The organism is Paractinoplanes maris, from assembly GCF_023544465.1.
In the GTDB taxonomy this organism is placed as follows: domain Bacteria; phylum Actinomycetota; class Actinomycetes; order Mycobacteriales; family Micromonosporaceae; genus Actinoplanes; species Actinoplanes maris.
On the sequence record NZ_JALPVL010000016.1, the window covers coordinates 142,967 to 156,776 of the forward strand.

Consider the following 13,810-nt stretch of genomic DNA (forward strand, 5'->3'; position numbering starts at 1 on the left):
ACACCCCCGTCAGCGTGTGTTGTTCTTGGTGAACGGAATGATCTTGTCGATGTTCTCGCTGTCGACGAAGGACGGCCCGGTCAGCACCGGCTTGCCACCGCCGATGTCGTTGCCGTTCTTGATGTTCAGATACAGCGAGGTGACCGCCATGTAGCCCTGGACGTAGGGCTGCTGGTCGATCGAGAACACGATGTTGCCGTTCTTGATCTCCGTCGCGGCCTGCTCGTTGAGGTCGAAGGTGACCAGCTTGGCCTCGCTGCCGGCCTGCTCCTTGGCCTTGATCGCGTCGAGCGCCTGCGGCGCGCCGAGGGTGACGATGGCGTCGATCGACTTGTCCTGCGCCAGCTTGGCCTGCAGGGTCGACGTCACGGCGGCGTCGTCGGCCCCGTTGACCTGGATGTTCTCGGTGCCGGGGACGGAGGTCTTGACACCCGCGCACCGCGCCTCGAGGGCGACCGAGCCGGTCTGCTGGATCACGCAGAGCGGGTGCTTGGCGCCTTGATCGGCGAGCCGCTTGCCGGCGGTGGTCCCGGCCAGGGTCTCGTCGGAGCCGAAATACATCAGCGCGCCCAGCTTCTGATACTGGTCGAGGCCGGAGTTGAAGCCGACCACGGGGATGCCCGCGTCGGTCGCGGCCTTGACCGAGCCGGCCAGCGCGTCCGGGGTGACCAGCGTGGTGGCGATGCCGCTGACCTTCGAGTCGACCGCGTTCTGGATCAGGACGGCCTGCTTGGGCGCCTCGGGGTCGTTCGAGTACTTGAGGGTGACCCCGGTGTCCTTGGCAGCCTGGTTGGCGCCGTTCTTGACCTTGTCCCAGAACGTGTCGCCCGGTGTCTCGTGGGTGATGAAGGCGATCGTGTATCCCGAGCTCCCGGCCGCGTTGCCGCCGCCCGAGGCCGTGTCGTCGGTTTTCTCCCGGCCACCACTGCTGCACGCGGCGGCGGCAAGCACCACCGCCGCGCCCGCGGCAAATATCCGGAAGGTTCGTGTCCGAGCGGTCATATCGTCTCTCCTATGGCTGGACGGGGATCAGCGGCGGCCCGGGAGTGGAGGCCGACGGAGTTCAGGTAGGTGCGGGTGCGCTGCGCGATCGGCAGCGGCACGTCGAACTCGACCGGGTACATGTCCTGCTCGACGACGACGAACAGCTCCGCGTCGAGCTCGCTCAGGGCGTCGAGCACGGCGGGCACGTCCGGCTCACCGGCCGGGGGCTCGACGCTCGCGCCCTGGGCCACGGCCTTGCCGAAGGCGAGGTCCTCCTTGACCGCGCGCTCGGCGATCACCGGGTCCATCTGCTTGATGTGCACGTAGCCGATGCGGTCGGGGTAGGCCCGGATGATGCCCGGCACGTCGGCCTTGCGGTAGGCCAGGTGCCCGGTGTCGAGGCAGAGCGAGACATACCGCGGGTCGGTGTCCTGCAGGAAGCGCTCGGTCTGGGCCTGCGTCTCCACCTGGTAGTCCGCGTGCGGGTGGAATCGCATGTGGACACCGTATTCCTCGAGCAGTACGCGGCCCAGCGTGTTGCTGTTGCGAACCAGGGCGCGCCAGGCGTCCGGTTCGAGCTCGGCCGGTTCGAGGTAGGCGTTGGTCACGTCGTCGCGGTAGCCGGGGACGGGCACGAACACGACGTTCTTCCCGCCGACCGCGGCCGTCAGCTCGGCCACCTTGCGGGTCTCGGCGAGCACCGTGTCGAAGTCCTTGTGTGGCCCGCCCGCGCCGGCCACGGTGCCGCCGGCCACGCTGAGGTTGCGCGCGGCCAGCTCGTCGGCGAGCTGGGCGGGGTCGGTGGGCAGATAGCCGTACGGTCCGAGTTCGAGCCAGGAATAGCCGGACGCGACCATCTCGTCGAGGAAGCGGTTCCACGGCGTCTGCCGGGGGTCGGACGCGAACCAGACGCCCCACGAGTCGGGGCAGCTGCCCAATTGCAGGTGACGAATCTCCATGAACGGGGGCCCTTTCCTAGTTTGCCGTCGGGAAGTGCAGGGACGCGTCGGACGCGTGGGAGACGTGCGGCCATCGCTGGGTGACGACCTTGGCGCGGGTGTAGAACGAGACGCCCTCGGGACCGTGCACGTGCTTGTCGCCGAACAGCGAGTCTTTCCAGCCGCCGAAGGAGTAGTAGGCCATCGGCACCGGAATGGGCACGTTGATGCCGATCATCCCGACCTTGACCCCCCGCTGGAATCGACGTGCCGCCTCGCCACTGCTGGTGAAGATCGCGGTCCCGTTCCCGTACGGGTTGCTGTTGATCAGTTCGATGGCGGCGTCGACCGTGTCGGTCCGCACCACCGACAGCACCGGCCCGAAGATCTCCTCGCGGTAGACGTCCATCGACGGCTCCACCTGATCGAGCACGGTCGGCCCGACGAAGAAACCGTCCTCGAACCCGGGCACCGACAGCCCGCGCCCGTCCACCGTGACCTTGGCCCCCTGCCGCTCGCCGCTGTCGATCAGGGATTCGATGCGCTGCTTGGCCGCCGCCGTGACGACCGGTCCCATCTCGCTCGCGGCGTCGCGGCCGTTGCCCACCACCACCTCGCCCGCCTTGCGGTTGACCAGGTCGACCAGCGCGTCACCGGCACCCCCGACGGCCACCGCGGCCGAGATAGCCATGCACCGCTCGCCGGCCGACCCGAACGCGGCCGCGGTCAGGTGCCCGGCCGTGTATTCGAGGTCGGCGTCGGGCAGGATGATCGCGTGGTTCTTGGCCCCGCCGAGCGCCTGCACCCGTTTGCCGTGGGCGTTGCCCTGCTCGTAGATGTAGCGGGCGATCGGCGTCGACCCGACGAAGGACACCGCGGCCACGTCCGGGTGGCGCAGCAGCGCGTCGACGGCCGTCTTGCCACCGTGCACGACGTTGAAGACGCCGTCGGGCAGACCGGCCTGCTGGAACAGCTCGGCGATGTAGTTGGAGGCCGACGGGTCACGCTCGCTCGGCTTGAGCACGAACGTGTTGCCGCAGGCGATGGCCACCGGGTACATCCACATCGGCACCATGGCCGGGAAGTTGAACGGCGTGATGCCGGCGCACACCCCGAGCGGCTCGCGGAAGCTGAACACGTCCACGCCGGTCGACGCCTGGTCGCTGTATTCGCCCTTGAGCAGTTGCGGGATGCCGCACGCGAACTCGATCACCTCGAGGCCGCGCTGCACCTCACCGGCCGCGTCCGAGAGCACCTTGCCGTGCTCGTCCGAGACCAGCTCGGCGATCTGCTTGACCCGCGCGTTGACCAGCTCGCGGAAGTTGAACATGACCTTGGTGCGCTTGCTGAGCGAGGCCTGGCTCCAGCTCTCGAAAGCCACCCGGGCCGCGCTCACCGCCGCGTCGACGTCGGCCTCGGCAGCCAGCACGACATCGTGCTGCTGCCGTCCGGTGGCCGGGTTGAAGACCGGCCCGGTGCGCGTGGAGCGGCCCGGGGTGAATTCCCCGCCGATCCAGTGCTCGATGGTTGCCATGACAGTCCTTACAGGTAGGGGCGTTGGTCGCGCTTGGCGGCCTCGTAGGCGGTGCGGGCCTCGCGGGTGCTCTCCAGCGACGAGACCTCGGGCACCGGCACGTCCCACCACGAGTCGGAGGACGGCACCGGGGCGAGCGGGTCGGTCTCGATGTGCACGACGGTGAGGCGGTCGGCCTCCCGCGCGCGTTTGAGTCCGTCGGCCAGATCGGCGATCGTGCGGCAGCGGATGACGTGCGCGCCCAGGCTCTCGGCGTTCGCGGCCAGGTCGACCGGCAGGTGCGCGCCCTCGTAGTCGCCGTTGCCACTGCGGTAGCGGTAACTCGTGCCGAACCGCTGCGAGCCGAGCGACTCCGACAGCGCGCCGATCGACGCGAAGCCGTGGTTCTGCACCAGGACGATGATCAGTTTGATGCCCTCGGCCACGGCGGTGACGATCTCCTGCGACATCATCAGGTAGGAGCCGTCGCCGACCATCGCGAAGACCTCGCGGCCGGGGTCGGCCAGCTTGATGCCGAGCGCGCCGGCGATCTCGAAGCCCATGCAGGAGAAGCCGTACTCCACGTGGTACTGCTTCGGATCCCCCGCGCGCCACAGCATCTGCAGGTCACCGGGCAGGCTTCCGGCCGCCTGCACGACCACGTCGCGTGCTCCGCACGCTTCGTTGACCACCCCGATGACCTCGGTCTGGGCGGGCAGGGGTCCATGTCCGAGGTGGTACGCGTGGTCGACCGTGGCCTGCCACCGGTCGACCTCCGCCGCGTGGTCGTTCTCGAACGTCGTGCCGCCGAGGGCCTCGAGCAGCGCCGGCAGGCCGGCCCGGGCGTCGGCCACGATCGGGTAGGCCGACTCCTTGGCGGCGTCGAACGCGGCCACGTTGAGGTTGACGAACTTGACGTCCGGGTTCTGGAACGCCGTACGGGAAGCAGTGGTGAAGTCGCTGTAGCGCGTACCGACGCCGATGATCACGTCGGCCTCCCGGGCCAGGCGGTTGGCCACCGGGGTGCCGGTCGAGCCGACGCCACCCACCGAGTTGGGGTGATCCCAGCTCAGCGCTCCCTTGCCGGCCTGGGTATCGGCCACCGGGATGCCGGTCTCGCGGGCGAACCGGTCGAGCTCGGCCGACGCCTCGGAGTAGACGGCTCCGCCACCGGCGATGATCAGCGGACGGCGCGCCGCCTTGATCACCTCGGCCGCGCGGCGGACGAAGGCCTCCTCGGCCGGCGGGCGCGCGACGTGCCAGACCCGCTTGGCGAAGAGCGCCTCGGGAAACTCGTACGCCTCGGCCTGAAGGTCTTGCGGGAGGCAGATCGTCACCGCGCCGGTCTCGGCCGGATCGGTCAGCACCCGCATCGCGCCCAGCAGCGCCGACGGCAACTGCTCGGGCCGCCACACCCGGTCGAAGAAGCGCGACAGCGGCCGGAAGGCGTCGTTGACCGACACGTCGTAGCCGCCCGGGTCCTCCAGCTCCTGCAGCACGGGCGACGAGGCGCGGGTGGCGAAGATGTCGGACGGCAGCAGCAGCACGGGCAGCCGGTTGATCGTGGCCAGGGCGGCGCCGGTGAGCATATTGGTCGAGCCCGGCCCGATCGAGGCGGTGCAGGCATAGGTCGACAGCCGGTTGCTCATCTTCGCGAAACCGGCCGCGGTGTGCACCATGGCCTGCTCGTTGCGGGCCAGCCGGTAGGGCAGATCGGCCTCCCCGGTGCGCTGCGCCTGCAGCAGGGCCTGGCCCAGCCCGGCGACGTTGCCGTGCCCGAAGATGCCCAGGCAGCCCGCGACCGCCCGGCGCTCGACGCCGTCCCGCTCGGTCCACTGGTTGGCCAGGAACCGCACGACGGCCTGGCCCACGGTGAGTCTCACGAACGCGTCCTCTCGTTGCGGGAAGTCAGCGGCAGGCGCGGGTCGACCGGAACGCCGTCCCAGGAGGCGCGCACCCAGCCGTGTGCCGGGTCGTCGCGGACGAGCCACTCGCGCTCGCCCGGGCCGGCCATCACGTTGAGGTAGTAGAGGTCGTAGCCGGGCGCGGCCATCGACGGGCCGTGCCAGCCGTACGGGATGAGCACGACGTCGCCGCTGCGGACCTCGGCGCAGACCTCGATGGGCCGGTCGGCGTGCCCGTACACCCGCTGGTAGGCGCTGCCCGCGGTGCCCGCCGGCGACGCCGCGACCTCGAAGTAGTAGATCTCCTCGAGGGACGACTCCCCCTCGGACACCTCGTCGTGCTTGTGCGGCGGATAGGACGACCAGTTGCCGCCCGGGGTGAGCACCTCGCAGGCGATCAGCCGGTCGGCCTCGAAGCGCTCGGGCGTGCAGAAGTTGTTGACCTGCCGGCTGGCCTGCCCGGCGCCACGCAGCTCGACGGCCACGTCCTCGGCCGCGCCGTAGCGGAACGGCAGCCGCCGGGTCGCCCGGGCCGCGGGCAGCGCGAACCGCCCGCCGTTGGGCGCCCGCACGGTGACCGTGGAGTCGCGCGGCAGATAGGCGAAGTCGGTCACCCGGGTGAAGACCGACCGCCGGCCGGTCAGCGTGATCCGCTCGTCGTCGCAGGTCACGTCGCAGCCACCGGAGAGCGGCAGCACCAGCATCTCGTCCTCGCCGGTGTCGAACCGGACCCGCGCCCCGACCGGGAGCTCGACGATGCGCAGCCCGCTGTAGCTCCAGCCGGCGTTCTCGGGCGTCACCACCACCTCGAACGGCTTCTCGGCGGTGCTGCCGGCCGGCATGATCGGATTGACTCGCGTGCTCACAGCAGGCTCACCGCCCGGTCCACCGCATCGGTCACCGAACCCGTGGCCGGATAGAGCAGGGAGCGCCCGATCACCAGGCCCTGCACGGTCGGCAGGTCCAGGGCCTTACGCCATTCCCCGTACGCCGCCTCGCCCTCACCGCCGAGGATGAGCGCCGGCAGCGTGGTCGACGCCATGACCTTCTCCATGTCGCGCACCACCGGCACCTTGAGCCAGGTGTAGGCCGAGGTCGTGCCGAGGCCGGCCGCCACCGTCATCGCGCGGATCATGGCCTCGGCGGTCAGCTCGTTGCGCACCCGGCCGTCGACCCGGTGCGAGATGAACGGCTCGACCATCGCCATCCGCCGCCGCGCGGCCAGCTCGCCGATCGCGCGGCCGCAGGATTGCAGCGTGGACACCGTGCCGGCGTCGTCGGGGTCGATGCGCAGCAGCATCTTGCCGCCCTCGAAACCGGCCGCGGCGATGCTCTCCGCGTCGTACGCCGTGAACCGGTCGTCGATCTCGAACGACGTCCCGGCCAGGCCACCGCGGTTCATCGAGCCGATCACGACCTTGTCGTCCAGTGCGCCCAGCAGCAGCAGGTCCTCCAGGATGTCGGGGGTGCCGAGCACCCCGTTGACGCCGGGACGGGCCAGGGCCGCGCGGATGCGCGTCAGCAGGTCGGCGCGGTTGGCCATGGCCAGTGGGTCGTCGCCGGCCCGCAGGGCACCGCGGGCCGGGTGGTCGGCCGCGATGATCATCAGCTTGCCGTGCGGGCCGAACAGCGAAGCCGGGCGCCGGCGGGCGGACGCGGCGGCGGCGATCGCGGCCGGGCGCCGGGTGCGGATGTCGAGAAGGTCGTCCAGATCAGGCATGCTTGGCCTCCTCGAGCTTGTCGCGGACTTCGGCTTCGGTCGGCATCGCGTCGGCACAGGAGAGCCGCCCGGCGACGATGGCGCCGGCCGCGTTGGCGAAACGCATCGTCGTCTCGAGCTCCCACCCGGCCAGCAGGCCGTGGCAGAGGGCGCCGCCGAAGGCGTCCCCGGCGCCCAGGCCGTTGACCACCTCGACCGGCACCGGGGGCACCTCCACCTGGCTGCCGCCGCGGGAGGCCAGAACACCGGCCGGGCCCTGCTTGACCACCGCCAGCTCGATCCCGGCGTCGTGCAGCGCCGCAGCGGCCTCCTTGGGGTGGCGCTGATCGACTGCGGTGTCCGCCTCGTCGAGATTGCCCACGGCCACCGTCGCGTAGGGCAGCGCGTGGGCATACCAGTGCCGGGCCTCCTCGCGGGACTGCCAGAACATCGGGCGGTAGTCGAGGTCGAAGACGGTGATGCCGGCTTTGTCGCGATGCTTGAGGGCGTTGAGCGTGGCCGTGCGGGACGGCTCCTGCGACAGGCCGGTGCCGGTGATCCAGAAGATGTCGGCCGCGCGGATCGCGTCGTAGTCCAGCTCGGACGGCTGGATCTCCAGGTCGGGCGCCTTGGGGAAGCGATAGAAGTAGAGCGGGAAATCGTCCGGCGGGAAGATCTCGCAGAACGTCACCGGGGTCGGCAGGCTCGGGACCGGGGTGACGAAGCGGTCGTCCACGCCGAAGCCGCGGAGCGCGTCGTGCAGGAACTCGCCGAACGGATCGTCGCCGGTCCGGGTGATCACCGCCGACCGCCGGCCGTAGCGGGCCGCGGCCACGGCCACATTGGTCGCGCTGCCCCCGAGGAACTTGGCGAAGGTGCGCACCTCCCGCAGCGAGACGCCGACCTGCTGGGGGTACAGGTCGACGCCTATGCGTCCCATTGTCAGTACCTCGTCGCCGGGCATGCGGAAGCCTCCGGGATTGAGTGATCCAGCAGGTGGGGGCACGCGTCGGCGTACCGGTGCCGTGCTCGTTACGGCGCGGTGAAATCAAGGCGACTGCCGCCGGTAGTCGCTCGGCGACACTAGGTTTGCTGCCTCTGATGTAATAACTTGGAGCGGCGTACGTCAATACTTTGTCATGACAAACTCGGGGAGTGAGGTATAGCGGTGACGTCCGAACTGCAGGGTCGCATCCGTCCGGTCGAGGTGGACAGGACCAGCCCGGTGCCGCTGTATTTCCAGGTCGCCACGCGATTGCAGGAGCTGATCGAGAAGGGTGAGATCGGGGTCGGCGCCCGCATCGAGAACGAGGTCGACCTGGCCGAGCGGCTCGGCGTCTCGCGCCCGACGACCCGGCGCGCCATCCAATATCTGGTCGAGCGGGGCATGCTGGTGCGCAAGCGCGGCGTCGGCACCCAGGTGGTGCACCCCAAGGTCCGCCGCCCGGTCGAGCTGTCCAGCCTCTACGACGACCTGGTGGCCGGCGACCGCGCCCCGCGCACCGAGGTGCTGCGCCTGGAGGTGATGCCTGCCCCCGACGCGATCGCCAACGCGCTGGAGGTGGCCCCCGGCACGCCGGTCACGTGGATCGAGCGGCTGCGGTACGCCGGCGGTGAGCCGCTGGCCCTGATGCACAACGCCATCCCGATCGACGTCCTGCCGCTGACCCGCGACGACCTGGCCGCCCACGGCCTCTACGAGCTGTTGCGCCGCAACGGCCTCACCCCGCGGATAGCGACCCAGGTGATCGGCGCCCGCTCGGCCACCCCGGCCGAGGCCAAGACCCTGGCCGAGAAACGCGGCGCCTCGCTGCTCACCATGACCCGCACCGCCTGGGACGGCGGCGGCCGCGCCCTCGAATACGGCAGCCACGTCTATCGGGCCAGCCGCTACAGCTTCGAACTCAACCTCAGCGCGGGCTGACGTATCGACCGTCAGGAGAAAAGGAACGAGTCACTCTGCGCGAGGTGACGGGTTCGGGGCGTGACTGGCCGTGCGTGAGAGAACGGGCGTCCGCTGGTTGCCCTTATCGGGATCGATGCGGACGATCAGGGACGCCCCGAGGCCCCTGAACCCGTTCGGAAGGATTCCACGTCACGTGCAGTCATTCCCCTCATTGACCGGCAGTGTTCCCGGCGAGTCGGCCACGGCCGACCTCAGCGGGCGCTGTGTCGGCAACTCGTACGTCCTGGTCTGCCCGGTCGGGCACGGCGCGACCGGAACGGTCTGGCGCGGCATCGACCGGAGCACCGGCGCCGACGTGGCGGTCAAACTGCTGCACGAAGGCCTGTTGCGTCAGCCCAAACTGGTCATCCGCTTCGTGCAGGAGCGCACGATCCTGATGATGATGCGGCACGAGAACATCGTCGGCGTGCGCGACCTGTTCAGCGTGGGTGGATCGCTCGCCCTGGTCATGGACTACGTCGCCGGCGGCAGCCTGCGGAACTTCCTGCGGGCCGAGGGCACCCTCGCCCCCGCGGACGCCGCCGACCTGCTGGCCCAGGTGGCCGCCGCCCTGGCCCAGGCGCACGAGCTGGGCGTGGTGCACCGCGACGTGAAGCCCGACAACATCCTGCTGCAGGAGAACGCGGGCCGGATCGAGGTGCGGCTGACCGACTTCGGCATCGCCCGGGTGCTCGACACCGCCGGGCTGACCACGCCGCAGGCCATCGTCGGCACCCCGCACTACATGGCTCCCGAGGCGATCCAGGGCGAGGCGGTGTTCGCGTCCGATGTGTACTCGGCCGGCATCGTCCTGTTCGAACTGCTGACCGGCCGGCCCCCGTACGCCGGGGAACCGCTGGCCGTGCTCCGCGGGCACCTCGACGAGACCCCGCAGCGACCGGACGGCCTGCCCGCAGCGGCGTGGGAGCTGATCACCTGGTGCCTGGCCAAGGACCCGGATCAGCGCCCGACCACCGCCGAGCTGGGTGTCGCGTTGCGGGAGCTGTCCCGCGAGACCGCCGGGATCCCGGCTCTGCCCGCGCCCGGAGCGGAAACGGTCGTCACCGAACAGATCAGCCTGCACGCGGTCTCCCACCCCTCGGTCCGCCCGGTGTCGTCGCGCAAGCGCCCGCGCAACGGGCCGCGGTCGTGGATGTGGCGTCGCCCGTGGGCCATGGTGGCGCTGCTCGCCGGCACCGTGGCCCTGTCGGGGGTGGGCGGCTTCAACGCGTGGCAGCTGATCGACTCGGGCGACCGGCCGGCCGCCGCCGCGGCCGCACCCCCGGCATCCACCTCACCGGAGGCGCTGGGTGTGCCCGGGCCCAGCGGCGCCGCCCAGCCCGATCAGCCCGTCGCACCGCTGCCCCCGCCGAGCGGCTCGCTCTCGCTCGACGCCGGTGGTTCCCTGGCCGCGCTACCGGCCGGATCGAGCGGCCGGCCGACCAGCCGACCGGCCGACCGGCCCAGCAGCCCGGCCGCCGCCAAGCCCGGTGTGACCCGGCCGCCCGTGCGCCGAGCGCCGATCGGCGTGGGTGCCTCGGCCGGTCCGGGCAACGCGCGGGTCGAGGCCCACTTCGGCCCGTGGCGGTGCGGCGACGAGTACGACTGGGATCTCGGCCATCCGGTGCTGGCCCGCCCCTGCCATGCCGTGGGCAGCCGGGTCCGGGTGGCCGGCCAGATCGAGGCGATGCCCGGCATCCAGACCGACGTCGCGCTCACCGTGCGGGACGCCGAGAGCGACGAGGTGCTGGCCGGCCCGTACACCTGCAAGGGCTTGATGTTCACGGACTTCGCGCTGAAGCACAGCTGCGGGCCGATCGACCTGGAACCGCCGCACGGGCGCCGGCTCGTGCTGGTGCAGACCTGGGAGTACACCCAGCGCCCGCTGCTGCCGGGCGGCAAGGCGCGCGGGCCCGAATTCACCTGGTGAACAGCGGGGGCGCGACCGGACGGTGGCCGCGCCCCTGCTGTTCGAAACTAGGCGGCGCGCCACATCCGGAAGAAGGGCGTGCCGTCGGGGAGCAGCATCTCGAACGGGTCCATGTCGACGTAGCCCGAGCGACGGTAGAGGCGCACGTTGTTCTCGTTCGTGGCCTCCAGATACGCCGGGACGCCGGCCGTGTCGAGGTCGCTGTGCGTCTGGGTCATCAGCTGGCCGCCGAGACCGTGGTGCTGGTGGTCGGGGTGCACGGCCAGGAACGCCAGGTGCCAGTGGCCGTCGTGCGGGTGGTGCTTCTCGAAGAGCTGGTCGAGCGCGAGGAACCGCTCGATGTAGTCGCCGGCCAGCGCCCGCAGCCGCTCGTCGTAGCCCTCCGGGTCGGGCGACTCCTTGGTGTAGTCGAACCACACCGCGGTGGCGGCCAGGCCACCGCCGTCGGGCAGGTCGATGACGTCGACCCGGCCGTACTTCTGCGCGTGCTCGGTCAGCAGCGTGAAGAAGTCGGCCATCACCTTGAGACGGTCCTCCAGCGGCGGAACGAGGTAGGCATTCGCGTCGAGGTGGAAGAACGAGTGGCTGATCAGGTGCCCGACGGCCGGGATCTCCTCGTCACGGGCGGAGCGGATCTCGGGGAACGTCACTGGTTGTCCTTGTCGTCGGTGGAGGCCAGGGCGGCGGAGAACCCACCCACGGAGGAGGCGCTGCGGGCGCCGAGACCGATGCCCGCGTACACCTGGGGGTTGCTGCTCCGCAGGATCAGGGCCCAGGCGATGCCGGCCACCAGCAGGACGGCGAAGGCCAGTGGCACGACCCAGGTCGGCTTGCTGCCCTCCTCGACGCCGAAGAGCGTGGCGATGTTGCTCAGCGCCAGGTACGACATGACCACGAGCGCGAGCGAGCCGAGCACGGGGGCGCCGAGGCGGTGCCAGAAGTCCTCACCGGCGGGGTTGCGCACGAAGTAGTTGATGACCGCGAACGAGGTCAGGGTGATCAGGAGCAGAACGCCGATGCCGCCGCCGCTGCCGCCCCAGAAGAACAGGTTGACCAGCGGGTCCCAGCCGGCGACGGCGTAGATCACGATGACCGTGAGGCCGAGCGCGCTCTGGATCAGCGAGCCGTTCTTGGGGGCGCCGGTGCCGGGCACCGTACGGCCGAACGCGCGGGGCAGCACACCCTCGCGGCCGAGCGAGAACATGTACCGGGCGATGATGTTGTGGAACGAGATCATCGCGGCGATCAGCGAGGTCAGGAACAGCGCGTACCCGAGGTCGACGGCCCGGCCGCCGAGCTGGTCGGAGGCGACGTTGAAGAACAGGTCAGGCCCCTCGGTGCCGGCCCGGCCGATGACGTCGTCACCCGCGGCCGAGATCATCGCCCAGGCCGCGAAGCCGTAGAGCACGGCGATCAGGGAGATGGCGATGTAGGTGGCCCGCGGCACCGTCCGGCGCGGGTCGCGCGACTCCTCGCTGAAGACCACCGACTGCTCGAAGCCGACGAAGCCGGTGATCGCCATGGCCAGCAGCGCGCCCGAGCCGGCGCCGGCCAGGCTGCTCACGTCGATCGGGGCCGACGACGCCTGGAAGTTCGGCGAGAACAGGTCGGCGATGCTGAACACGACGACGACGATGATCTCGGCGACCAGGAGGGTGGCCAGCACCTTGCCGTTGACGGCGACGTCGCGCACGCCGAGCACCGCGGTCAGCGCCCAGACCACCAGGGCCAGCACCCACCACTGGATGTCGAGCCCGAACCACTTGTCGAACAGCGGCGACGCGATGGCGCCGAAGCCGCCGTAGGCCGCGATCTGGAACATGTTGTAGGCCAGCAGCGCCACCCAGGAGGCGCCGACGCCGACCGGGCGGCCGAGGCCCTGCGAGATGTACGCGTAGAAGGCGCCCGCGTTGGCGATGTGCCGGGCCATGGCGACATACCCGACAGCGAAGATCGCCAGGACGACGGCGACCGCCACGAAGGCGATCGAGATGCTGGTGAGCTCGGTGACCGCGATGCCGGTCGGTACGACGCCGGCGACGACGGTCAGCGGCGCCGCGGCGGACATGACGAAGAAGACCACCGCGGCCACGCCGAGACGGTCACGAGCCAGAGCCGTTGACAGCTGACTCTGGGGGGGTTTTGTTGCGGTCGAGGACACGCGTTTCTCCATGAGGGGGTTGAGAAGGGGGGTTGGAGAGAAAGGGGTCAGGCGCGCCGGGCCATGACGGCGTCGCCCACCGCGGCCTCGGCCTGGCCCACCAGCTCCAGCAGCATGGCCGGGAGCCGGCGCTTGAGCTGGTCGAACAGCTGCCCGCGGCCGCGGGCCTCGAGGGTGAAGAAGACGTGCTGGTCGAGACCGGTGGCGAGGATCAGCCCGGCCAGGACCAGGTCGGGGATGTCGAGGAGCTCGCCGCGGCCGATGAACGTCCGGATCCGGGTGGCGGGCCAGCCGGCGATCATCGAGTCGGACGGGACGAACGAGACCTTGGCGCCGAACAGGCCGCGCTTCTCCTGCCGCTGCACGAGTGCGGAGCGGGCGAGGCGGCGCTCGACCAGGTCGGTGGCGACTCCGGTGGCCAGGAACGAGATCCAGTCGCGGACGGCGCGGTGGTGTCCCTCGCGCAGCAGCTGGTCGAGCACGGCGGTGGCGGCGGGGTCGCCGGTCGGGCGGTCGTCGATGATCTGAATCTTGCCGTCCACCACGTCGACGCGGCGCCAGAGCACCAGTTCGCCGATGAGAGCGGACGCCATGCCCAGCCCCAGCGTTGCCGGGGAGAGCAGGCACTTGCCCTTGACCGTGTCATGGGCGGTGAGAAACAGATCGTCGGCGAGGGGTAACTGTGCCGATGCGGTCACGGCACATCTCCTCTCCACTTCGATGTCACGTGGGGTTA

The 13,810-nt window shown here is 70.6% G+C and carries 12 protein-coding genes; 2 read left to right on the forward strand and 10 right to left on the reverse strand.

Going from position 1 to position 13,810, the window contains the following annotated elements:
• Nucleotides 1-9: 9 nt before the first annotated feature.
• From NAG42_RS38780 to iolC, 7 genes are read right to left on the reverse strand one after another with little or no spacing between them, the layout of a single operon-like run.
• On the reverse strand, nucleotides 10-1,002 hold the full coding sequence (locus tag NAG42_RS38780) for a sugar ABC transporter substrate-binding protein (protein WP_250037377.1): 993 nt from the start codon (nucleotides 1,000-1,002) through the stop codon (nucleotides 10-12).
• Nucleotides 999-1,943 carry a TIM barrel protein gene (locus NAG42_RS38785; protein WP_250037380.1) on the reverse strand — a complete coding sequence of 315 codons (945 nt, stop codon included), beginning with the start codon at nucleotides 1,941-1,943 and terminating at the stop codon, nucleotides 999-1,001. The genes NAG42_RS38780 and NAG42_RS38785 overlap by 4 nt, the downstream gene beginning before the upstream one ends.
• A 16-nt stretch (nucleotides 1,944-1,959) precedes the next feature.
• On the reverse strand, nucleotides 1,960-3,456 hold the full coding sequence (locus tag NAG42_RS38790) for a CoA-acylating methylmalonate-semialdehyde dehydrogenase (protein WP_250037382.1): 1,497 nt from the start codon (nucleotides 3,454-3,456) through the stop codon (nucleotides 1,960-1,962).
• Nucleotides 3,457-3,464: 8 nt separating this feature from the next.
• On the reverse strand, nucleotides 3,465-5,318 hold the full coding sequence (gene iolD / locus NAG42_RS38795; RefSeq protein ID WP_250037384.1) for a 3D-(3,5/4)-trihydroxycyclohexane-1,2-dione acylhydrolase (decyclizing): 1,854 nt from the start codon (nucleotides 5,316-5,318) through the stop codon (nucleotides 3,465-3,467).
• Nucleotides 5,315-6,205, reverse strand: a complete 891-nt coding sequence (gene iolB / locus NAG42_RS38800) for a 5-deoxy-glucuronate isomerase (RefSeq protein WP_250037386.1) — start codon at nucleotides 6,203-6,205, stop codon at nucleotides 5,315-5,317. The genes iolD and iolB overlap by 4 nt, the downstream gene beginning before the upstream one ends.
• Complete coding sequence (locus tag NAG42_RS38805; RefSeq protein ID WP_250037388.1) at nucleotides 6,202-7,059, reverse strand: Cgl0159 family (beta/alpha)8-fold protein; 858 nt, start codon at nucleotides 7,057-7,059, stop codon at nucleotides 6,202-6,204. The genes iolB and NAG42_RS38805 overlap by 4 nt, the downstream gene beginning before the upstream one ends.
• Complete coding sequence (gene iolC / locus NAG42_RS38810; RefSeq protein WP_250037389.1) at nucleotides 7,052-7,978, reverse strand: 5-dehydro-2-deoxygluconokinase; 927 nt, start codon at nucleotides 7,976-7,978, stop codon at nucleotides 7,052-7,054. The genes NAG42_RS38805 and iolC overlap by 8 nt, the downstream gene beginning before the upstream one ends.
• A 228-nt stretch (nucleotides 7,979-8,206) precedes the next feature.
• On the opposite strand from iolC, the gene NAG42_RS38815 reads away from it, so the two are divergent.
• Both NAG42_RS38815 and NAG42_RS38820 read left to right on the forward strand, forming a co-directional pair.
• On the forward strand, nucleotides 8,207-8,962 hold the full coding sequence (locus tag NAG42_RS38815) for a GntR family transcriptional regulator (protein ID WP_250037391.1): 756 nt from the start codon (nucleotides 8,207-8,209) through the stop codon (nucleotides 8,960-8,962).
• 175 nt (nucleotides 8,963-9,137) lie between these two features.
• Entirely contained in the window at nucleotides 9,138-10,913 is a 1,776-nt protein-coding gene (locus NAG42_RS38820; protein WP_250037393.1) for a serine/threonine-protein kinase, read from the forward strand.
• A gap of 47 nt (nucleotides 10,914-10,960) precedes the next feature.
• Here the strand turns inward: NAG42_RS38820 and NAG42_RS38825 are convergent, their stop codons facing one another.
• From NAG42_RS38825 to NAG42_RS38835, 3 genes are read right to left on the reverse strand one after another with little or no spacing between them, the layout of a single operon-like run.
• Nucleotides 10,961-11,563 carry a GNAT family N-acetyltransferase gene (locus tag NAG42_RS38825; protein ID WP_250037395.1) on the reverse strand — a complete coding sequence of 201 codons (603 nt, stop codon included), beginning with the start codon at nucleotides 11,561-11,563 and terminating at the stop codon, nucleotides 10,961-10,963.
• On the reverse strand, nucleotides 11,560-13,086 hold the full coding sequence (locus NAG42_RS38830) for an APC family permease (RefSeq protein ID WP_250037397.1): 1,527 nt from the start codon (nucleotides 13,084-13,086) through the stop codon (nucleotides 11,560-11,562). Before NAG42_RS38830 ends, NAG42_RS38825 begins: the two co-directional genes overlap by 4 nt.
• 35 nt (nucleotides 13,087-13,121) lie before the next feature.
• Nucleotides 13,122-13,772 carry a GOLPH3/VPS74 family protein gene (locus tag NAG42_RS38835; protein WP_250037399.1) on the reverse strand — a complete coding sequence of 217 codons (651 nt, stop codon included), beginning with the start codon at nucleotides 13,770-13,772 and terminating at the stop codon, nucleotides 13,122-13,124.
• Nucleotides 13,773-13,810 lie beyond the last annotated feature (38 nt).